General features: G+C 68.7%; 17 protein-coding genes and 1 tRNA gene. 9 read left to right on the top strand and 9 right to left on the bottom strand.

What is annotated here, in order from left to right; translation table 11 throughout:
• Positions 1-17: 17 nt before the first annotated feature.
• The 4 genes from ALI144C_RS42820 to ALI144C_RS56035 all read right to left on the bottom strand — a co-directional run bounded on the left by ALI144C_RS42820 (position 18) and on the right by ALI144C_RS56035 (position 6344).
• Positions 18-1136, bottom strand: coding sequence for a class I SAM-dependent methyltransferase (locus tag ALI144C_RS42820; RefSeq protein ID WP_076993012.1), 1119 nt, complete (start codon positions 1134-1136; stop codon positions 18-20).
• A complete protein-coding gene (locus ALI144C_RS42815; protein WP_076993011.1) occupies positions 1120-3864 on the bottom strand; it encodes a glycosyltransferase in 2745 nt (914 codons plus the stop codon). The genes ALI144C_RS42820 and ALI144C_RS42815 overlap by 17 nt, the downstream gene beginning before the upstream one ends.
• Positions 3857-5200 (bottom strand): hypothetical protein, encoded by a 1344-nt coding sequence (locus ALI144C_RS42810; protein WP_076993010.1) that lies wholly within the window; start codon positions 5198-5200, stop codon positions 3857-3859. Before ALI144C_RS42810 ends, ALI144C_RS42815 begins: the two co-directional genes overlap by 8 nt.
• A 76-nt stretch (positions 5201-5276) precedes the next feature.
• On the bottom strand, positions 5277-6344 hold the full coding sequence (locus tag ALI144C_RS56035) for an SHOCT domain-containing protein (RefSeq protein ID WP_168211494.1): 1068 nt from the start codon (positions 6342-6344) through the stop codon (positions 5277-5279).
• 398 nt (positions 6345-6742) lie between these two features.
• Here ALI144C_RS56035 and ALI144C_RS42795 point away from each other — a divergent pair, with 398 nt between their 5' ends.
• Positions 6743-8539 (top strand): hypothetical protein, encoded by a 1797-nt coding sequence (locus ALI144C_RS42795; protein ID WP_143231204.1) that lies wholly within the window; start codon positions 6743-6745, stop codon positions 8537-8539.
• An 88-nt stretch (positions 8540-8627) separates the two neighbouring features.
• Positions 8628-8897 carry a YiaA/YiaB family inner membrane protein gene (locus ALI144C_RS42790; protein WP_076993006.1) on the top strand — a complete coding sequence of 90 codons (270 nt, stop codon included), beginning with the start codon at positions 8628-8630 and terminating at the stop codon, positions 8895-8897.
• Between the two features lie 10 nt (positions 8898-8907).
• Here the strand turns inward: ALI144C_RS42790 and ALI144C_RS42785 are convergent, their stop codons facing one another.
• Positions 8908-9312, bottom strand: coding sequence for a hypothetical protein (locus tag ALI144C_RS42785; protein ID WP_143231203.1), 405 nt, complete (start codon positions 9310-9312; stop codon positions 8908-8910).
• 135 nt (positions 9313-9447) lie between these two features.
• Positions 9448-9520 (bottom strand) — tRNA-Gly (locus ALI144C_RS42780).
• A 261-nt stretch (positions 9521-9781) separates the two neighbouring features.
• On the opposite strand from ALI144C_RS42780, the gene ALI144C_RS42775 reads away from it, so the two are divergent.
• The 4 genes from ALI144C_RS42775 (at position 9782) to ALI144C_RS42760 (ending at position 13256) form a co-directional block, all read left to right on the top strand.
• Entirely contained in the window at positions 9782-11257 is a 1476-nt protein-coding gene (locus ALI144C_RS42775; RefSeq protein WP_076993004.1) for a sigma-70 family RNA polymerase sigma factor, read from the top strand.
• Positions 11258-11373: 116 nt separating this feature from the next.
• Positions 11374-11814: a hypothetical protein gene (locus ALI144C_RS42770; protein ID WP_054287584.1), complete on the top strand. Its 441-nt coding sequence runs from the start codon at positions 11374-11376 to the stop codon at positions 11812-11814.
• A gap of 61 nt (positions 11815-11875) precedes the next feature.
• Complete coding sequence (locus ALI144C_RS42765) at positions 11876-12739, top strand: Fpg/Nei family DNA glycosylase (protein WP_076993003.1); 864 nt, start codon at positions 11876-11878, stop codon at positions 12737-12739.
• Between the two features lie 58 nt (positions 12740-12797).
• Positions 12798-13256: a hypothetical protein gene (locus ALI144C_RS42760; protein ID WP_076993002.1), complete on the top strand. Its 459-nt coding sequence runs from the start codon at positions 12798-12800 to the stop codon at positions 13254-13256.
• Positions 13257-13616: 360 nt separating this feature from the next.
• On the opposite strand, the gene ALI144C_RS42750 is transcribed toward ALI144C_RS42760, so the two are convergent.
• From ALI144C_RS42750 to ALI144C_RS42740, 3 genes are read right to left on the bottom strand one after another with little or no spacing between them, the layout of a single operon-like run.
• Positions 13617-14228, bottom strand: a complete 612-nt coding sequence (locus tag ALI144C_RS42750) for a LutC/YkgG family protein (protein ID WP_076993000.1) — start codon at positions 14226-14228, stop codon at positions 13617-13619.
• Entirely contained in the window at positions 14221-15657 is a 1437-nt protein-coding gene (locus ALI144C_RS42745; protein ID WP_076992999.1) for a LutB/LldF family L-lactate oxidation iron-sulfur protein, read from the bottom strand. The genes ALI144C_RS42750 and ALI144C_RS42745 overlap by 8 nt, the downstream gene beginning before the upstream one ends.
• Entirely contained in the window at positions 15630-16400 is a 771-nt protein-coding gene (locus tag ALI144C_RS42740) for a (Fe-S)-binding protein (protein ID WP_076992998.1), read from the bottom strand. Before ALI144C_RS42740 ends, ALI144C_RS42745 begins: the two co-directional genes overlap by 28 nt.
• A gap of 63 nt (positions 16401-16463) precedes the next feature.
• Here ALI144C_RS42740 and ALI144C_RS42735 point away from each other — a divergent pair, with 63 nt between their 5' ends.
• From ALI144C_RS42735 to ALI144C_RS42725, 3 genes are all read left to right on the top strand, one after another.
• Positions 16464-17744 carry a sensor histidine kinase gene (locus ALI144C_RS42735; protein WP_076992997.1) on the top strand — a complete coding sequence of 427 codons (1281 nt, stop codon included), beginning with the start codon at positions 16464-16466 and terminating at the stop codon, positions 17742-17744.
• Positions 17745-17831: 87 nt separating this feature from the next.
• On the top strand, positions 17832-18704 hold the full coding sequence (locus ALI144C_RS42730; protein WP_076992996.1) for a S49 family peptidase: 873 nt from the start codon (positions 17832-17834) through the stop codon (positions 18702-18704).
• Positions 18705-18781: 77 nt separating this feature from the next.
• Entirely contained in the window at positions 18782-19639 is an 858-nt protein-coding gene (locus ALI144C_RS42725) for a LytR/AlgR family response regulator transcription factor (RefSeq protein WP_076992995.1), read from the top strand.
• The last annotated feature ends 1 nt before the right edge of the window (position 19640 follow it).

Here is a 19640-nt window from a genome sequence, read left to right as displayed (position 1 = left end):
TAACCGGACGCCTGTCCTCAGATGCCGTGATTGATGTCCACGCGGTACTCGCCGACTTCGATCGCGTACAGGTAGCTGGCCCAGTCGCTGCCCGCCCGCTCGTCCGGCACGGCTTCGAGCACGGTGCAGCCGATCTGCTCGAACATCGAGCACACCAGGTCCTTGCGCACGCCGTGCATCTCCATCGCGCCGATGGTCGCCGGAGCAGGTGTGGCCTCAGCGGTGTCATCGCTCACAGGAGCAGCGGTGGACGCACGCACCTCGACGGGCACCCGCACCGGCTGGCTGCCCCGGTCGGCCCACCACGCCACGGATTCCTGGACGATGTCCACTTCCAGCTCGTACGACCCCGGCTCGGTCGGTGCCTTGATCCGGATCAGGGCCTCGGTCTGCTCACCCGGCCCCAGCGGGCAGCGAACACTGTCGCGGCCGTCGTCCTGGATCACCATCAACCCGTTGCGGCGCCAGTGGTTGCCCGCGTTGAGCAGTTGCCCGCGCGGCCATTCGCCGTCGCTGAGGTTGGTGATGCCGACCCGGATGTAGCTGTTCTCGCCGACTTCGAGCGACGACGGCGCCTCCACCACGCGCAGCTCGGCCTTGCTGTGCCATGGCGGGATCGGCCGCACGGCCGGGATGTGGCTGGGGATCTGGAACAGCAGGTGCCCGCCCGGACGCACGATCCGCGCCATCTCGAGCAGGTAGCGCAGCGTCAGCGCGGGCCTGATGTGCTGCAACGTGATCACGCTGATCACCAGGTCGACCGAGTCGTCGTCGAACGGCAGCGTCGCGGCGTCGTTGTGGACGAACCGGACGCGGTCGGGGAACGGGTTGCTTGCCCGCGCCTCCTCGATCATCGAGCGCGCCACGTCGACACCCGTGACGCTCTTGAAGTGCTCGGCCAGCGCGAAGCTCAACCGGCCGACGCCACAGCCGAAGTCGACCGCCGTGTCACCGTACGGCCTGCGGAACCTGTCGAGGATGTCGAGCAGTGCGCGGATCTCGGCCCGGCCGCTGTCGAAGAACCTGGTCTTGGCCTGGCCGTCGTGGAACTCGTGCTCCGTGAGCACCGCCCAGTACGGGTCCGACGTGCCGAGTGTTTCCCAGGCGTCGCGGACTCTGTCAAGCTCCTTGCTCATCTGATTCCCCTCCGGCAAGTCTTTCGTCCAGCATCCGTTCGACCTTGCCGAGCTGCTCCGACAGCTGCTCGATCCGGGCGTTCTGCGCGTCGGTCGTGTCCACGAACCGCCGGTTGAGCCGGTCGAGCGCGGTCTGCACGCCATCGGCCAAAGTGGCCAGCACCTTGCGCTGGTGCACGTCGTAGTGGTCGATCAACCGGAGCACGACGCGCCGCATCGCGGGGGCGAGAGGCAGCCGGGAAGGCCCGTTGGTCTCCGCACGCCACCGCACAGCCTCGCGCGCCTCGGCCAACGGCCGCAGCACGGGATCAGTGGGCAGCAGCGACTGCGTCGGCTTGTCGGACTTGCGGGCCCGCCAGGTCCTGTGCGCGTCGCGCAACTGCTCGGTGATCCACGCGGAGGCTGCTTCCGGCGAACGGGTGCGCAGCAGGTACTCCCGCGCGGCCTGGCCACGCCGATGCGCCTCGGCCGGGTTGTCGGCGATCTCGCGCATCGCCGCCGCGGCCGCGTCGAGGTCCGGATCGGCCCAGTGCCCGTCCTGCTGGTACGGCGGCCAGCCCGGGCCGACCTCGACCGTCCGGTACGGGATCGGCCAGCCCGAATCGTCGTCGAAGAACTCCGTCGTGCTGGAGTAGTCCGTCGAGATGACGGCCATTCCACGCATCATCGCCTCGGCGACCGTGAGGCCGAAACCCTCGCTGCGGTGCAGTGACACGTAGCAGTCGCTGTCGGCGTAGAGCTTGTTCAGCTCCGCGACGGACAGGTACCGCTCGACCAGTTCGATCCGCGGGTCGCCGTCGACCTCGTACAGCAGGCGTTCGACCGCTTTGGCGTGCAACTGCCCGTTGGTCGCCTTGATCACCAGCTTGACGTCGGTCCGGCCGGGGAAGGCCTTCTTGAAGGCTTTGACCACGCCCCACGGGTTCTTGCGCTCGCCTGTGCTGTTGTAGTCGAACGCGAAGAAGAACTGGGCCGGTTCGCCCGGCTGCCTCGGCTGCCGCGGTGGCAGTCCGGGATCCAGCACCGGCACCGGGATCACCTTCACCGGCACGGACGTGTGCCGGGCGAACGCCTTGGCGCAGAACTCGCTGACTGTCCAGATCTCGTCGACGAGGTCGTAACCGCCGTGCTGCGACGCCGGGAAGTCCTCGAGCTCCCACGCCCACAGCCCGATCCGGTACCGCTCGTGGCCGATCTCGGGATAGCTGGACATCAGCAGCTCGGTCTGGTCGCCGTTGACGGCCATGATCGTCACCGGGAACCGTGGCCTGCCCGCGGTCGGCGGCAGCGCGAGCGCGGTGCTGCAGGCCAGCGAGTGCTCCTCGACGACCGACACCAGCGGGATCCCGGCCCGTTCGACCATCTTCGAGATGATCCGGCCCATCTCGCCGAGACCCAGTTCCGCGGTGAGGTACCCGGCGATGTTCACGCCGAACTCGTCGACCGGCGGACGCAGCGCGCGCGGTTCCTGGGGCAGCGCCCACTTCGGAACCATCTCCTCGGCCACACCGTGCGTCCGGCACCAGTGCCGGAACGCCGCCGCGTCGCTGCCGCACGGCGACGGGAACGCGCGTCGCAAGTCGTCCCGCTGCTCCCAGACGGCCATCACCAGCCGGTTCATCCCGGCCGCTTCGGCGGGCGGTGTGCTCGGTGTGGACAGCCAACGCTGGAACTCGGCGCCGTTGTCGTCGCCGAACGGGTGTGGCGGGATTTCGGTGACGGCCCGCTTGAACAGCATGTCCTCGGCGTCCGGCCGCTCCGCCTCGATCCACGCGTCGCGGAACACCCGGCGCAGCGACGTGGTCAGCTCGGTGCCGTCGGGCAACGTGTCGAAGCCGTACGGCACCGACTTCAACGGCTCGCGGTAACCGTTGGCCAGCAGCAGGTCCCGGTAGGCCGCGCAGAGCCGCGCGACTTCGGGGTGCTCGGACAGCCTGATCCGCGGCCGTAGCGTGCAGTGCACGCTCAGCAGCCACGGGTCCTCCGGGCGGTAGCCGCTGAAGTGGAAGAACCGCAGGGGATGCGCGCCGGCGCGCAGCGTGCCGTCGGCGGCGCGGCTGACCGGCCGCTCGTGCAGGTTCCAGTAGGCGACGTCGAACCCGGTGTCCCTGATCACCGTGTGCCGGAACAGGGCGGGGATCTGGTCGGCCCACCGCTGGTCGGCGAACATCTGCCGGGGTGCGTCGACCAGCGCGTCCTGGCGCAGCCGGTCGGCCCAGAAGTCCAGGAAATCCCCGGCGCCCTGACCCACGGCGACGAAGCCGAGGTCGAACATGCCCTCGCCGAGGGCGGTCAGGTCGTCGGGTTCCTTGTGGTCGCGGGGAAGCGGCGACAGGAACCGCGGGGTGAGCACGATGTCGTGGCTGGCCGCGAGCCGCACGACCTCCGGCATCGGCGCGAGCACGTGGATGTCGGGGTGCAGGTGGACGACGACGTCGGCGCGGGTGAGCAACTGCCGCAGCAGCAACGGTTTCACCGCGCTCGCCAGCTCCTGCGCCGTGTAGGCGGTCGCCATCCGCAGGTAGTCGGCCCGGTCGACGCCGAGCAGTTCGGGCCCGGCCAGCTGGAAGCCGTCCCCGGTCACACCCCCTGGTACGCCATCGGTCACGACGACGACGAACTCGTGACCCGGGTGGTGCTCCAGGTACGACTTCGCCAGGACACGCGCGAACGGCAAGTAGTTGCGCGCGACGATCGTGCACGCGATGGCGCCGGGGCGGTCAGCCATTCGCGGCCAGGATCTTCAGCTGGTCGGCCAGCAGGTCGTTGAACACCTCCGTGACGGTGACCAGGTCACTGCCGACCACCTGGATCCGCACCAGCGTGCCCTTGTGCGCGTAGTGCGCGCGGATGAACGCCGGGGTGTTGGCCGTCTTGTCGTACTTGGACGCGATCACGCCGGTCGGCTGGTTCTCGAGCGCCTTCGCGCCGTTGACGATCTGCTGCTCGGCCAGCTTGTCCCTGGCCACAGCCGCGGTCTCGGCCGACGTGGTCTGCGTGGTGAACACCGACGGGTTGATGGCTTCCGGCGTGTCCGACACCGCCAGCCTGGCCTTGCCCGCACCGGCGTCGGTCAGGATCTGCACCTCGGTCGGGGTCAGGAAGTTCTCGGCCTTGGCGTCGGCGAACGTCTTGACGCTGTTGTACTTCTCGTTGAGCTTGCCCGGCATGTCGGCGATGGACAGCTCGTCGCGCGGCGGCTTCGGCTTCGTCGTGCTGGTCGGGGTCGGCGACGGCGGCGGCTCGATCGCGCCGGGCTGGTTCTCGTCCTTGCCGGTGAAGAAGACGAAGTACGCCCCGACACCGAGACCGATCACCAGCACGAGCGCGACGAGGATCTTGGCGCCCTTGCCGAACTTCGAGCCCTTGTCCTCGGCGAAGACCTCGGGGCCCTGCGCGAGCCACGTCGGCTGCATCGACGGCATCGGCTGGTCGTCGACACCCCACGGCGAGCCCTGGTTCGGGTTCGGCGGTGTGGAGTGCCACGGCGCCTGGTGCTGCATGCCCGGCTGCTGGACCGGGCGGACGACCTGGGTCCGCTCGGCCTCGGCTGTGTTGCCGCCCGGCTCCTGGCTGACGACCTGCGTCACATCCGGGTTGCCGCCCGGCTGCTGGCCGACGATCTGGGTGGACTCGGCGCCGCCCTGCGTCGGTTCCCACCGGAACGCGGTGGGGAACGGGCCGCTGGTGGGCTGCTGGCCCGGCTGGTGCACCTGGGTGGCCTCGGCCTGCTGCTGCGGCGTGGGCTGCTGGGGTGGTGGTGGCGGCGTGGGCTGCTGGGGCGGTTGCTGCGCCGGGAAGGGATTGCTGGCGGGCGGCTGCTGGGCGGGGAACGGGCCGCTGTTGCTTGCCTGCGGCTGCTGGGCGGGGAACGGGCCGCTGTTGGTCGCCTGCGGCTGCTGCGCCGGGAACGGGTTGCTGGCAGGCCCGGTTGGCGCGGGCGGCGTCGTGGCCCCCGTCGCCGTCGCCAGCAGCTGATCCCGGCGTTTGCGGTAGTCGTCGGCGTGGATCCGCCCCTCCGCAAGCGCCTGATCAAGCTGCCTGAGGTCTTCCTGCCAGGACATCCGACCCTCCAGAATCGTTCAAACGGGTCACATTGTTGCGCATGCCCACGGGCGCCCGTACGTCGCTACCGAGCCGTTATTTGGGCTTGATGGACGCGGTCGTCAGCTCGGCCGTCCGCTTCATCGCGTTGACCAGCTGCCGTTCGTTGTTCGGTCCCGACTGCAGGACGACCAGTCGCACGGCGCCCTTGTCGATCGGGTACACCGCTTCGTAGTACGCCGCCCCGGCGACCAGGATCTTCGTCACAGTGACTTTCGCGGGCAGGCCGTCGATCGTGGCGGGAACCATGCTCACCCGCTTGCCGCGCTCCAGCGCACCGGACACGATGCGCTGCCCGCCGGTGTCGGTCTGGGTCTGGAAGGCGAACAGCTGGTAGCTCAGGTTGCCGGTGACGATCGTGCGGAAGTAGATCCGCTGCAGGTCGGTCGCGGTCAGGTAGGCGGCTTCGTCCGGCCGGATCAGGTTGTTGGTCTGCGCCTGGTCGACGGTGAGCACACCCGTCGTCGACAGCTGCGAATCGGTCGGGTTGGGCAGCTTCTCCAGGGTCAGCTCGCTGGACGTGGCCGCCGGTGGCGCGGCGTTGGGCTGCTCGGCAGCCGCCTTGTTGTCGGCGCCGTCGGTGCCGCGGAACGCGAACCACCACACCCCGCCCGCGACCAGCGCGAGCACCACGACGGCCACGATGACCTTGGGGATCTTCGACGACTTGCGCGTGCTGGACTGCGTCGGCTTGCCGAACACCTCCGAACCGTGCATCGGGACCAGCGCCGTCGACGTCGACGCCGGTGGGGGCGGCGGCACCGGGGGTGACGCGGGCGGCGACGACGGCAGTGACGATGGCGGCGGCGGTGTGGTGGGCTGCGACGGCGGCGGCAGCGAGGGCGTCTGGGGTCTGGCCGTCTGCCACGCGCTGGCGGGGACCTTCTGGGTCACGTCGGCCGACCGGCTCGTGTCCGGCTTGGTCTCCGAGCTGAACGCGTTGGCGATGGACGGCGACTTCTGCCGGTGCACCCGTCGCAGACTGACCGCGCCGCTCGACGCGGCGGCGAGCAGCTCGTCACGCCGCTTGCGGTATTCCTCCGCGCGGATCTGCCCCGCGGACAACTGCTCGTCCAAGTTCTGCAGCTCGTCCTGCCAACCCATGAGTCAGCCCCCTTCATCCCGGCCATGGAGCCATGTGGCGATTCTCGCTCCCAGCCGTCAGCCATGGCGGCGCGACCGGGACGGATGTGCTTAACGGGCAAGGTCTGTGCCTTGCCGGGAAGGACGGTGGTTGATCCTCTCCGGTCGCCATGGTCACCGTGACAGGCGAATCTTGCCACTGTTTGTACAACGGACAGTGCTTGGCCGTCACCCAAATGGCCTCATCGTCATGTCAGCGGTCCGGGCTCAGCGATGAACGGACCGAATATTTGCATTCGCACCATGGTGACCAACACGTCGTGCGGGTAAGTGCGCGCCGTGCGGTCCAGTATTGTCGGGCCGGGTGTTCGCTGAGTGCTGCTGCGCGGGCCCGGAAAGTCGCTGTTCCAGGGGGATTGTTGAGCACACAGACCGTTGTTGCCCCCGAGCAGACCGCGCCCAGCGGACCACGGCGGCCTGAGAACACCGGGCCGCGCCGGGCTCTCAAGGAGCCCGTGCTGGTCATCCTGGGCGGGCTGGCGCTCGCGGTGGCCTTCTGCTGGCCGATCGTGCGCGCGCCGCGCACCACGGTCCTGTTCGACCTCGGCGACCCGCTGCTGCAGACGTGGGAGCTGGCCTGGCAGCGGCACTTCCTGTTCGACGGCGGCGACTTCTGGACCGGCAACATCTTCCTCGGCGCGAAGAACAACTTCGCCTTCACCGACTCGCTGCTCGGCTACCTGCCGTTCAGCCTGATCGGGGGGGACGACCAGGCGGGCGCGCTGCTGCGCTACAACATCGTCTTCCTGTTCGCGAGCACCCTCGCGTTCGTCGGCGGGTACTGGCTGGTTCGCCAGCTCGGCGGCAGCTGGCACGCGGCCGCCCTCGGCGGAGTGGTGTTCGCGTGGGCGCCGTGGCGGCTCGCGCACGTGCACCACCTCAACCTCCTGTCGACGGGCGGCATCGCGCTCGCCCTGTTCGCGCTGGCCCGCGGGCACGGGTTCTCGCTGCGCGGCGGCTTCCGGCCGGAACTGGCCAGGCCGGGCTGGGCGCTGGCCGGATGGCTGATCGCCACGTGGCAGATCACCATCGGGTTCGCCACCGGCTTGCCGTTCTCCTACGTGCTCGGCGCGGTCGGCGTGGCGATCGCGGTCTCGATGTGGCGCAAGCGGAGCCAGATCACCCGGCGGCTCGTGCTCGCCAACGGCGTCGGCGTGGGGGTGTTGCTGGTCATCACGTTGCTGATGATCTTGCCGTACCTGCGTGTCGTCGACATCTACCAGTTCAAACGGACGGCCGAGGAACTGGCGGTGTACTCCCCGCCGCCCCAGGGGCTGATCACCACGTCGCACTTCTCGTGGCTGTGGAGCGACACCGCGCTCACCCGGTGGACGTGGGAGATGGACCCGGCCCCGTGGGAGAAGTGGATCTTCCCCGGTCTCGTGCTGATCATGTTCGCGGTGATCGGCCTGTTCGTCAGCGCCTGGTCGCGCAGGGCCCGGATCCTGCTCGGCGCGGGCGCGGTGCTGACCGGGATCCTGGCGCTGGGAACAAGTTTCTTCCACGGCACCTTCACGTACCTGCTGGTGTGGCGGTTCATGCCGGGCTGGGACGCGCTGCGCACGCCCGGCAGGCTGATCATCTGGACGACCCTGTTGCTGATCCTGCTCGCCGCGGGCGCGGTGACCAGGCTGGCGCAGGCTCTGGCGGAGAAGCGGACTGGGTCGCCGGTGAAACGGCGACTGCTCGGGCTGGTGATGGTGTTGCCCGCTGTCGGCGCCGTGGTCGAGTCCGCGCCGGTGCTGCCGTACGCGCACCCGCCGCAGCCGCCCGCCGCGCTGAGCGAGGCGTTCAGGATGGAACCAGCCGGGCCCACGCTCGTCCTGCCGATCCACCTCACCGGCGACTCGATCCCGATGCTGTGGTCGATCAAGGAGGGGTTCCCGGTGATCGCCAACGGCAACACCGGCAACTACCCGAAGTCGTGGACGGAGCTGTCCAAGGCCGCCACGGCGTTCCCCAGCCCGCGCAGCGTCGACGACTTCAAGAGCCACGGCATCCGCAAGGTCATCGTGATCAGGTCGCTGCTGGAGCGGCCGCGGTCCGCCGACGACAAGTCCCCCACGTACGAAAGGGCCTTGCTGCGGTCGGTGCAGGGGCTGCCGGTGACGAGGACCGACCTGGACAGCGACGTCGTCGTGTTCACCCTGCATTGACAACGGTTGCTAACGACAGTGTCTCGATGCGCACCGGCCGAGTAGATGTACTCAAGACAGTCGGCCGGAGTGCGGACACGCTACGGGTATGCCAAAGAACACAGCAGCTTTCTACGCACAGGCCGTCGCTTCCTTCGTCCTGGCGCTGGTCGCGGTCACCGTCGGGATCATCGTGCTGCCGGTCGATCCCTGGATGCGCGGGTTCCTGAGTTTAGGCCTGTTGTACACCGTGACCTCGGCGTTCACCCTGGCCAAGTGCATCAGGGACCGGCAGGAGGACAGCTCGGTGACCAAGCGGGTCGACCAGGCCCGGCTGGACAAGCTGATGACCGAGCACGACCCGTTCAAGGCTGCCTAGACCGCGTGCTCTAGCACAGCAGGTGCGTGCAGCGGGTTGTCGTCGTGGTGGTCGGCCGTCTCGTCGTCGTGGTGGTCGTCGTAGTGGTCTTCGTCACTTCCGGGGTGGTGGTGACCACCTTCTGAGTCGTCGTGGTGGTCGTCGTGCTCGATTCGGACGACTGGGAAGACGACGAGGACGAGCTGGACGAGGAGCTCGACTGAGAGCTCTGCGAGGTTTGCTCGGTGGCTGCGGGCGCGGTCGTGGTGGCGGGCGTGGAGACCGGCGTACCGTCCGTGGCCACGTGTTCCAGCCGCAACGGCGGTTTGTCGGACGCGCGTCCACTCACGGCACCGACAGCGAACAAGGCCGCGACGGCAGCTCCCAGGAACGCCCCCACGGCCATGCGTAACGGAGCGCCTCGTGTGTCGAGCACGCCGTTACCTCTATCGGGTTAACCCGATCGGGTCAAGCGAAGTGGACTAACTGGCCACTATCAGACGGCTCGGACGACCGCACCCGAACACGACAAACGGCCCGAGTCTGTTCGACTCGGGCCGTTGCGTCGCTGAGCGGATGACGGGACTCGAACCCGCGACCCTCACCTTGGCAAGGTGATGCGCTACCAGCTGCGCTACATCCGCGTGGTGCCTTGCGGCGATGAGAACACCTTACCTGATCCACTCCACGTGATTTCAGCGGGCCGACCTCCCCCGTGCGGGTGTAGTTCATTCGCGTCACACATGAGCGATTCAGTCGGCCGAATGGCGGATCTGATCAGGTTATGTGGCTCACATCCTTGGTCGGATGTCACCAAGAGTCTTCACACTACCCACACTCGGCGACGCCCGGATGTGGCATGTTGTTCAACGTTCGCGTGTATCCGGAGGGAGGTACCTAGCCGGATGACCGCCACGGGCAACCCTGCTCTCGACACGGGCGAGGAATCGTTCCACGACCGCGAACTCCTGGCCGCTCTGCGGTCCGGTGAGGACGCTGCTTTCGGCGAGCTGTTCTCCCGGCACGCGGACGCCGTGCGGCGGATGGCCCGGAGTCTCGCGGCCGATCGCGCGGACGCCGAGGACCTCACCGCGGAAGCGTTCTTCCGGGTGCTGCAAGCGATCCGCCGCGGTGCCGGGCCGGTCGACAACGTCCGCTCGTACCTGCTGATCGTCACCCGGCGGGTGGCGTGGGAGTGGAGCGAGCGGCGCCGGGACGTCCCGGTGTCCGACGAGGTCCTCTCGCACCGCGCCGGCGAGAACCCCGACACGTCCGGGCAGGCACACGAACGCAACCTGATCACGCGGGCGTTCACCAGCCTGCCCGAGCGCTGGCGCAGCGTGCTGTGGAAGGTGGAGGTCGAAGGCGAGCGGCCAGCCGTGGTCGCCGACAACTTCGGCCTGAGCCCCAACGCGACCGCCGCGCTCGCCCGCCGCGCCCGCAGGGGCCTGCGAGCCGCGTACCTGCAGGCGCACCTGTCCACACACCACGGGTCGACCGGGTGCCGGTCGGTACTGGAGAAGCTCGGCGCGTACACCGCCGGGACGATCAAGGGCGCCGAGCGGCGCCGGGTCCGTGCCCATCTGCTCGCCTGTTCGTCGTGTCAGTCGACACACGACGAGCTGCGTGACGTCTGCGCGGGCCTGCGGTCCTACGCGGGCCTGATGGCCGCTCCGGTCGCGCTCGGCGGGCTGGTGGCGCAGAAGACCGGGTTCTGGACCACGCTCAAGGGCCTGGTCGCGTCCGCCGGGGCGAAACTGACCCTCGCCGGGTCGTCGGTGGTCGCGGTCGGGGTGGTCGGCATGACGGTCGTGCCCGGTGCCGACGACGCGGTCGTGGCCGCACTGGACTTCACCGGCCAGGGCCCGGCCGAACTCGTCATCACCGAGTCGCCGCTGCCGGAGATCAAGACCGCGACCGGATCGCTGTCGTCGTCCTTGCACTCGACGGGGACCAGCCGAACCCAACCGCCCGCCGCCAACGACGCCGGGCCCGCCGCGGGCGACGGCAATGGCGCCGCAGCCGTGCGCGACCAGCCCGCGCAGCAGCAGGACCAAGGTGCCGTCGTGCACCGCGAGATCGAACTGGAACTGCGCAACCAGCCGCCGACGGTCGCCGAGGAGCGGGACTTCGAGACGGAAGGCGTCGAGACCTCGGGGTCCAGTGTGCTGATCGGCCCGCCGGACGAGGAGACCTGCCCGCCGACCTCGGGGCAGTCGGTCATCTCCGAGGACACGTCGACGACCTCGACCTCGAAGCCGACGAAGCCACCGAAGACCACACCGAAACCCACCCCCAAGGTGACTCCGGCACCAGGTCAGCGGCCCGCGCAGGTGACTCCGGCACCCGAGCCGGAGACCGCGAGCCAGTCGACGCGCTGAGTGACGAAGGACTTTCACCCGCTGGGCCTAGTCGCGACACGGTAACGTTGACGCGTGCGCAACCGCAGACAGTGGATCGGCGCCTACGCAGACGTGTCGTGGAGGAGGCGGCGAGCATGACGCGCCTGGTACGTGGAGCAGACGGCCGTATGTGGACTGTGCGTGGTGAGCTGGAGTGGGGTCGCAGGCCGGCCACAGCCGAGGACTTCGAGCACGACGTGAGCGGTGGGCACGGCCCCGGCGTCGTGATGATGTTCCTGGTCATCGTGCTCGGCCTGGTCTGGGTGTTGCGCATGCCGGAGGACGTGGTCGTCCCGGCCTGGGTCGTGCTGGCCCTGCTGATGATCTTCCTGTTCTTCCCGGCCCGCTGGGCGCTGCGCCGCCCGTGGAAGCTGGTCGCCGAGACCGGCGACGGCACGCCGGAGGCCCCGGTCGAGAAATGGGTGGGCACGGTCCGCGGCATGTTCACGGTCCGTTCCGAGGTCGCGAAGGTGGCCAGGGACATCCAACGGGACACGATGCCGAGCTTCGACGGCCCGCTGCACCCCGTGGAATGACATCGGGTGGAATGACATCGGGTGGAGTGACAGGGCCGCGTGCGCGGGTGAGACTGTCCCTGTGCCAGAGCTACCTGAGGTCGAGGCGCTCGCGCATCACCTGCGTGAGTTCGCGGTAGGCCGTACCGTCCACCGGGTCGACGTCGCCTCCCTGCAAGTGCTGAAGACGGCGTCACCGCCGTGGACCGAACTGCACGGCCGTACGGTGACCGGCGCCGGGCGCTACGGCAAGTACCTGGACATGGACTGCGACGGACTGCACCTGGTCGTGCACCTCGCTCGCGCGGGTTGGCTGCGATGGGCGGACACGCTCAGCGCCGCGCCGCCCAAGCCCGGCAAGGGACCGCTGGCGTTGCGGGTGCATCTCGGGCCACCTGGCGAGGGGCCTGGCTTCGACCTGACCGAGGCAGGCACCAAGAAGGGCCTGGCGGTGTGGATCGTGACCGACGTGCAGCAGATCCCGCAGATCCAGACGCTCGGCCCGGACGCGCTGTCGCTGTCGGCAGAAGACCTGGCGAAGCTGCTGTCCGGCCGGACCGAGCGGCTGAAGAACGCGATCACCGACCAGCGCCTGCTGTCCGGCATCGGCAACGCCTACTCCGACGAGATCCTGCACACCGCGAAACTCTCGCCGTACGCGACAGCGGGCAAGCTCACCGACGGCGCCATGGCGAGGCTGCACGAGGCCATGCAGTCCGTGCTCAAGGATGCCGTCGACCGTTCGGTCGGCCAGTCCGCGGCACGGCTCAAGGGCGAGAAACGATCCGGCCTGCGCGTACACGCCCGCACCGGCCTGCCGTGCCCGGTCTGCGGTGACACGGTCCGCGAGGTCTCGTTCGCGGACAAGTCCTTCCAGTACTGCCCCACCTGCCAGACCAACGGCAAGCCGCTCGCCGACCGCCGGATGTCCAAGCTGCTCAAGTAGCCCACAGTCGACCATGAACGGAGTTGCCAGGACTTCTGAAAAAGTTCAGAATTGAGGCATGGCTACCGAGGTGCAGTGGAGCGATCTCCAGCGTGACCCCAAGAGCGTTGCTGCCCTCGCCGACGAGGGAGACGTGCGGGTTCGCCGTAGGGATGGCGTCGCCCTCTTGCTGACCAGGGAGGATCGGGTTCAGTCTGCTGCGGAGGGATCGATGGCCGCAGCCAGGGCGCTGCGTACCGTCCTTGGCCATGTGCCACCGGGAGTGGCCGCCGAAGCGCTTGTTGACGAGTTCCCCTGGGTCGACATTCTTCCCGAAGAAGAGCGCGCTCAGTTCGTGGCGGACTTCGTGCGGGCGTTTCAAGCTTCCGCGGAGCTCGAACAGTGGTCGATCTTGGCGCAGACCGTCAGGGAGTGGCAGAGCACTGCCATCATCCACGCTGATCCGGTGTTGGCGACGCGGCTCACCGGGCCGCTCGAGGATGATCTCGGTCCGGTGCCTGCTCCCACGGAGATCTGATCGTGCCTGCGAAACGCGGCGACCGGATCAGCCCGCCTGCCCGGCCAGGTGGCTGGGAGGCCCGGTTCGCCACGTCGGAAGCGGCAAAGGGCTGGGAAGACCTCTGCCAAACCGCGCGGTCGAACACTTGGGAAGCATGGGTTGTGCTCACGGAACGACCAACCGCGCCCGAGAACCCCGCTCGTCAGCACCGGCTCAAGGGTAGGTTCGCGGCTCGGGAAGTAGGCGGTCGGGCGTTGGACCAGTGGCAGTACGAAGTCACGGCAGGTGGGCGTATTTGGTACTGCCCTGATCCGGACAGAACGATCGTCTGGGTCACGTTCGCCAGTACAGGACATCCCAAGAGCACCGACTGACTCGTCAGGCGGTTCCACCGTCGACGATCAGGACTTCCAGGGTGCGGGGGCCGTGCACGCCTTCGACCCGGTCCATCTCGATGTCGCTGGTCGCGGACGGTCCGCTGATGAACGTCAACGGACGCGTCGGTTCGAGCCGCGCCAACGCCTCGGGCACAGTTCCTTCGACCTGGTCGGCGCGTACGACACACAGGTGGTAGTCGGGCAGCAGCGTCAGCGCGCGCCTGCCCTGCGCCACGCCGCCGTCCAGGATGATCGTCCCGGTCTCGGCGATGCCCACCGCGCAGCCGGTCAGTACCCCGTCACACGTGTCGAGGTCGGCGTTGGTCAGCGGTTCGCGCAGCCAGGTCACGTCCGGCACGAGCCAGTCCGGCGGCGCGTCCGACGCGACGGCGACGCGTTTGCCCGCCAGTGTCGAGCGGATCATCTCGACCGGATCGGTCACCCGGTGCACGATCGCCCGGTAGTCGGCCACGCGTTCGGCGAAAAGATCGAGCACGGACGGGAAATCCCGTGACCGCTCGTAGGAGCGCGGCACCGGCCGCGGCGCCGGGCGGTCGCCGAGCGCGCCCCGGATCCGGGCGAGGATCACGTCCCGCGAGTGCGAGTCAGCCACGGGTCCGCTTCCACCAGGCACTGAACGACTCCTTCGCGGGTGCGGGCAGGTCGCGGCTGTTCGTCCACTTCGAACCGGGGAACGGCAGCTTGCGGATCTTGCCGCCGCGCGACAACAGCCGTCCCGCCACAGCGAGGCGTTGTGCCACGTGAAACCGGCGTGGCCCGGCCATCACCCACGACATCGCGGCCATACCGATCGCCTCGGGGCTGTAGCGGGGTTTCGCCTCGACGGCCTTCGCCCGCAGGTGCACCAGCACCGACGGGATGTCGATGCGCACCGGGCACACCTCGAAGCACGCCCCGCACAGCGAGGAGGCGAACGGCAGGGATGCGGCGTGCTTGTCGTGCATGTCGCCGCCGAGTTGCGGGGCGAGGATCGCGCCGATCGGGCCGGGGTAGACCGAGCCGTACGCCTGCCCGCCGGTCCGTTCGTACACCGGGCAGACGTTCAGGCAAGCCGAACACCGGATGCACCGCAGCGCCTGCCTGCCCACGGTCGACGCCAGCGTGTCCGTGCGACCGTTGTCGAGCAGCACGAGGTGGAAGTTCCGCGGGCCGTCGCCCGGCGTCACACCGGTCCAGACCGACGTGTACGGGTTCATCCGCTCCGCGGTCGACGAGCGGGGCAGCAGCTGCAGGAAGACCTCGAGGTCCTGCCAGGTGGGCACGAGCTTCTCGATGCCCATCACGGTGATCAGGGTTTCCGGCAGCGTCAGGCACATCCGGCCGTTGCCCTCGGACTCGACCACCACGACCGACCCGGTCTCGGCGACGCCGAAGTTCGCGCCGGACACCGCGACCTTGGCGGACAGGAACTTCCGCCGCAGGAACGCCCGCGCGGCGGCCGCGAGCTCGACCGGCTCGTTGGTCAGGTCCTCGGTGCCGGGCATGGTCGCCTTGAAGATGTCCCTGATCTCCGTGCGGTTGCGGTGGATCGCGGGCACGAGGATGTGCGACGGCCGGTCGTTGCCCAGTTGCACGATCAGCTCGGCCAGGTCGGTCTCGATCGGCGTGACACCACCCGCCTGCAGCGCATCGTTCAGCCCGATCTCCATCGTGGCCATGGACTTGATCTTCACGACCTCGTCGGCGCCCGCCTCACGGGCCAGCCGCAGCACGATCTCGTTGGCCTCGGCGGCGTCCTTGGCCCAGTGCACGGTTCCGCCGCGCGCGGTCACCGACTCCTCGAACCGCAGCAGGTACGTGTCCAGGTTGGCCAGGACGTCGTCCTTGATCGCCTCGCCGGACAGCCGCAGCTGCTCCCAGTCCGCCAGTTCGGCGACCGCGCCCGCGCGCTTGGTCCGGATCAGCCCCGTGGCGTGCTTGAGGTTGCGGCGCAGCTGGTCGTCGGCGAGGGCGGTCTTCGCCGCGGTGGGGAAGGCCGGGCTGCCCAGCCAGGTCACCGGGTTGCGAGTGGTGTCACCCACGGCTCCTCCTCGGTGCTCGCCAGGATCTCGGCCAGATGCACCGGATGCACCCCGGCCTGGAGTCGTGACAATCCGCCCCCCATGTGCATCAGGCACGAGTTGTCGCCCGCCGTGAGCACGTCCGCGCCGGTGTCGAGGACGCACGACATCTTGTCCGCGAGCATCGCCGACGACACCTCCGCGTTCTTCAGCGCGAACGTCCCGCCGAACCCGCAGCACGACTCGGCCGCGGGCAGTTCGACCAGGTCAAGGCCTTTCACCGCGCGCAGGAGCCGCAGCGGCTTGTCGCCGACGCCGAGCATCCGCAGCGAGTGGCACGTCGGGTGGTATGTCACCCGATGGGGGAAATATGCGCCGACATCCTCGATTTCCAGTACGTCGACGAGGAACTCCGACAGCTCGTACACCGGGCCCGGGGTGACGGAAAGATCGGGGTACACGTGCCTGACCATGCCCGCACAGGAGCCGGACGGCACCACGACCGCGTCGTAGCCCGCGAACACGGAGGCGACGTTGCGGGCCAGTGGCGCCGCCTTCGCCCGGTAGCCGGTGTTGAAGTGCATCTGCCCGCAACACGTCTGACCTTGCGGGAACTCCACTGAACAGCCGAGACGTTCCAGCAGCCGGACGACCGCGCGTGCGGTGTCCGGGAAGAACGTGTCGGTCAGGCAGGTCGCGAAGAGCGCGACCCGTCCAGCTCGTTGCTCGGTCGGCACGATCGACACACTGCCCGACGAAGACATCGGATGTCTACTAATCTGGACCCAGAGCTTGCCTGTGTGTACCGAGTACCAGAGCATTGAGCGGTGTGGCCGTTCCTGACCGAGAGAATCGTCCTCGGCGTCATCGCGACCCTGGCGGTCCTCGGCCTCTTCGTCTTCCTGTGCCGGACCCGGCGGGTGAGCACGTCGGTCGACGAGGCGCAGCTGGACGCCATCCAACGGCTGTCCAAGGCCGCGCCGGAGCTGCGCGGCGGGCTGACCGAGTCCTCCGCCGACCAGACCGCCAAACACCTGGTCGAGCTGCTCAAGTGCGTCGCGGTCGGGCTCAGTGACGCGAACGGCTCGCTGCTGTCGTGGGACGGGCAGGCCAACCACCACTACCGGGACCTGGCCGACCACATCGTCAGCGCCGTCTCCCGCGGCCAGCGCGAGCACGTGCAGCACGAGAGCCTGCCGTGCAGCAGGCGCGGCAGCTGCCCGATGCGCACGGCCGTCATCGTGCCGCTGATCGTGGAGGGCACGGTCGAAGGTGCCTTGATCGTGGTCGGCGGGATGAACTCCGGGCGGCTGATGCGGATGGCCGACGAGGTCGCCAAGTTCGTCTGCATCCAGCTGGAGCTGGCCAAGCTCGACGAGGCCAAGCAGCAGCTGGCGCAGGCCGAGGCGCGGGCGCTGCGCGCGCAGATCTCGCCGCACTTCGTCTACAACGCGCTGAACACGATCTCCTCGCTGATCCGCACCGACCCCGAACAAGCCCGTGACCTGGTGCAGGACTTCGCGGACTTCACCAGGTACTCGTTCAGGGCGTCCGGCTTCTTCACCACGCTGTCGGAGGAACTGCGCAACATCGACCGCTACCTGACCATCGAGAGCGCCCGCTACGGCAACCGGCTCGCCGTCCGGCTCAAGATCGCGCCGGAGGTGCTGTCGGTCGTGGTGCCGTTCCTGGTGCTGCAGCCCCTGGTGGAGAACGCGGTCCGGCACGGCATCGCCCGCAAGCCCGGCGGCGGCACGGTCACCGTGATCGCGCAGGACAACGGCTCCGAGGCGCTGATCAGCGTGGAGGACGACGGCGTCGGGATGGACGCGGACCGCCTCTTCGCGGACCTGCGCGACGCCCACAAGACCGGCTCCCACGTGGGCATCGGCAACATCAACCAGCGGATGCGTTCGGTGTTCGGCGACGAGTACGCGCTGATGGTCGAGACCGCGCCGGGCGCCGGGATGAAGGTGATCCTGCGCGTGCCGAAGTCGTTCCCCGGCGTGCGACCGGCCCTGCCGGACTACTCGTCACCCGAGTCGGACGACGACTACGCGCCGGTTCCCGGCTCGGCGTCCCCCAACGGACACGCGTCGAGTCCGTAGAGTTTCGGCCATGAGCGAGCTTGCGAGCGAATCATTCAACACAGGGCCGCGCTCATGCGACGAGCTCGACCACAACGGAGAGTGCGCATGAGCGTGACCGAGAAGCTGGTGTCCCGGTTGCCCGGCCTGGGTGACCGGATCGATCGCAAGCCCGTAGTCGCCGTGATCAAGCTGCATGGCGTGATCACGCCGACCCCGTCGCCACTCGGCCGCGGGTCGATCAACCTCAACTCGGTCGAGTCCGCGTTGACCAGGGCGTTCGACCACGAACGGCTGGTCGCGGTGGCGTTGCAGGTCAACTCGCCCGGTGGCGCGCCGACCCAGTCGGCGCTGGTCGCCGAACGGGTCAGGCAGCTCGCGGCCCGCAAGAACGTGCCGGTGATCGCGTTCTGCGAGGACGTGGCGGCCTCCGGCGGGTACTGGCTGGCGTGCGCGGCCGACGAGATCTACGCGCACAGCACGTCGCTGGTCGGCTCGATCGGCGTGATCAGCGCCGGGTTCGGCCTGACGGGGTTGCTGGAGCGGGTCGGCGTCGAGCGGCGTGTGTACACGGCGGGCAACAACAAGATGCGGCTCGACCCGTTCCAGAACGAGAAACCGGAGGACGTCGAATGGCTGGTCGGACTGCAGGGCCAGCTGCACAAGCAGTTCGTCGAGTGGGTCACCGAGCGGCGCGGTGACCGGCTCAGCGAGGACCACGACGACGTGTTCTCCGGTGAGGTGTGGACGGGTGCCGCAGCGGTCGAACGCGGCCTGGTGGACAACCTCGGCACCTTGCGTGGCGTGATCTCGCAGCGCTACCCGGACGCCGAGATCGTGATCGCCGAACCACGACGCCCGTTGCTCGCCAAGCTCGGCGTCGGCGGAGGTGCGGCGGTGTCGACTCTCGGGGCCGGGATTCTGGGAGCGGCGATTCAGGCGGTGGAACACAGAGCTACCTGGTCACGCTTCGGTCTGTGATCCTGTGGTGAGGAAACTTCACTCGGCAGGGTGGCGGTAGGGATGAACATGGACATCGAGGCGGTGCGATAGGCAAGATGCACCCCACCGTGACTAACGAGAGCGCAGCCGGGCTCGTCGTACTCTGCGTGGACGACGAGCGGGCCGGCATAGAGATGATCACCGAACGGCTCGAGGGAAACCGGCACGTTCGCAAGATCCTGACGGCCTTCGACGCCGCCGAGGCACTGCGGGTGCTCAGCGGCAACGACGAGGAACTGGTCACCCGTCGCAAAGCGGGGATGCCCGCGGTCGACGCGGTCTTCTGCGACCTGAACATGCCGGGCCTGACCGGCATCGAGATGGGCCGCGTGCTCTCCGAGTTCAACCCGCCGCCCTGCCTGGTGTTCGTCACCGGCGTCGGCGGCGACGAGGCGGTGGACGCCTTCGAGCTCGGCGCGGTGGACTACCTGCTCAAGCCGTTGAACGACCAGGCGAGAGTGGACAAGGCGGTCGACCGGGTGATCGCCAAGCTGCGGCTGAACACCCTGCCCGCGCCGGGGTCGGCGCCCGGTGGCGGCGCGGCGGTCCAGGACGAACGCGACGACGAGGTGATCCCGGTCGAACTGGCCGGAACCACGAAACTCGTGGCCCGCAAGTCGGTCAGGTGGGTCGAGGCGCAGGGCGACTACGCACGGCTCTACACCACGGACGGCTCGCACCTGGTCCGGATCCCGTTGGCGCAGTTGGAGGAGCGCTGGGGCAAGGTCGGGTTCGTGCGGATCCACCGGTCGTACCTGGTGCCGTTGAACCTGATCACCGAGTTGCGGATGGGTGCGTCCGGGTACACGGTCGTGATCGGCAGCGAGGAGAAGGAGCTGCCGGTGAGCCGTCGGCACACGCGTGAGCTGAAGGACAAGCTCGTGCGGTCGCCGCGTTCTGGCTTCGGTGGCTAGT

Origin of the sequence: Actinosynnema sp. ALI-1.44, from assembly GCF_001984155.1 — a bacterium.
In the GTDB taxonomy this organism is placed as follows: Bacteria; Actinomycetota; Actinomycetes; order Mycobacteriales; family Pseudonocardiaceae; genus Kibdelosporangium.
The sequence above is the reverse complement of the archived record's forward strand: the minus strand, read 5'-3'. Positions and strand labels throughout refer to the sequence as shown.

What these genes read in the sequence shown, in the direction of transcription:
- ALI144C_RS42775 (WP_076993004.1), top strand. Translation starts at nt 9,782, where the DNA reads ATGACCGCCACGGGCAACCCTGCTCTCGACACGGGCGAGGAATCGTTC.
- ALI144C_RS42725 (WP_076992995.1), top strand. Translation starts at nt 18,782, where the DNA reads ATGCACCCCACCGTGACTAACGAGAGCGCAGCCGGGCTCGTCGTACTC.
- ALI144C_RS42810 (WP_076993010.1), bottom strand. Translation starts at nt 5,200, where the DNA reads ATGTCCTGGCAGGAAGACCTCAGGCAGCTTGATCAGGCGCTTGCGGAG.
- ALI144C_RS42790 (WP_076993006.1), top strand. Translation starts at nt 8,628, where the DNA reads ATGCCAAAGAACACAGCAGCTTTCTACGCACAGGCCGTCGCTTCCTTC.
- ALI144C_RS42815 (WP_076993011.1), bottom strand. Translation starts at nt 3,864, where the DNA reads ATGGCTGACCGCCCCGGCGCCATCGCGTGCACGATCGTCGCGCGCAAC.
- ALI144C_RS42740 (WP_076992998.1), bottom strand. Translation starts at nt 16,400, where the DNA reads ATGTCTTCGTCGGGCAGTGTGTCGATCGTGCCGACCGAGCAACGAGCT.
- ALI144C_RS42820 (WP_076993012.1), bottom strand. Translation starts at nt 1,136, where the DNA reads ATGAGCAAGGAGCTTGACAGAGTCCGCGACGCCTGGGAAACACTCGGC.
- ALI144C_RS42760 (WP_076993002.1), top strand. Translation starts at nt 12,798, where the DNA reads ATGGCTACCGAGGTGCAGTGGAGCGATCTCCAGCGTGACCCCAAGAGC.
- ALI144C_RS42770 (WP_054287584.1), top strand. Translation starts at nt 11,374, where the DNA reads ATGACGCGCCTGGTACGTGGAGCAGACGGCCGTATGTGGACTGTGCGT.
- ALI144C_RS56035 (WP_168211494.1), bottom strand. Translation starts at nt 6,344, where the DNA reads ATGGGTTGGCAGGACGAGCTGCAGAACTTGGACGAGCAGTTGTCCGCG.
- ALI144C_RS42730 (WP_076992996.1), top strand. Translation starts at nt 17,832, where the DNA reads ATGAGCGTGACCGAGAAGCTGGTGTCCCGGTTGCCCGGCCTGGGTGAC.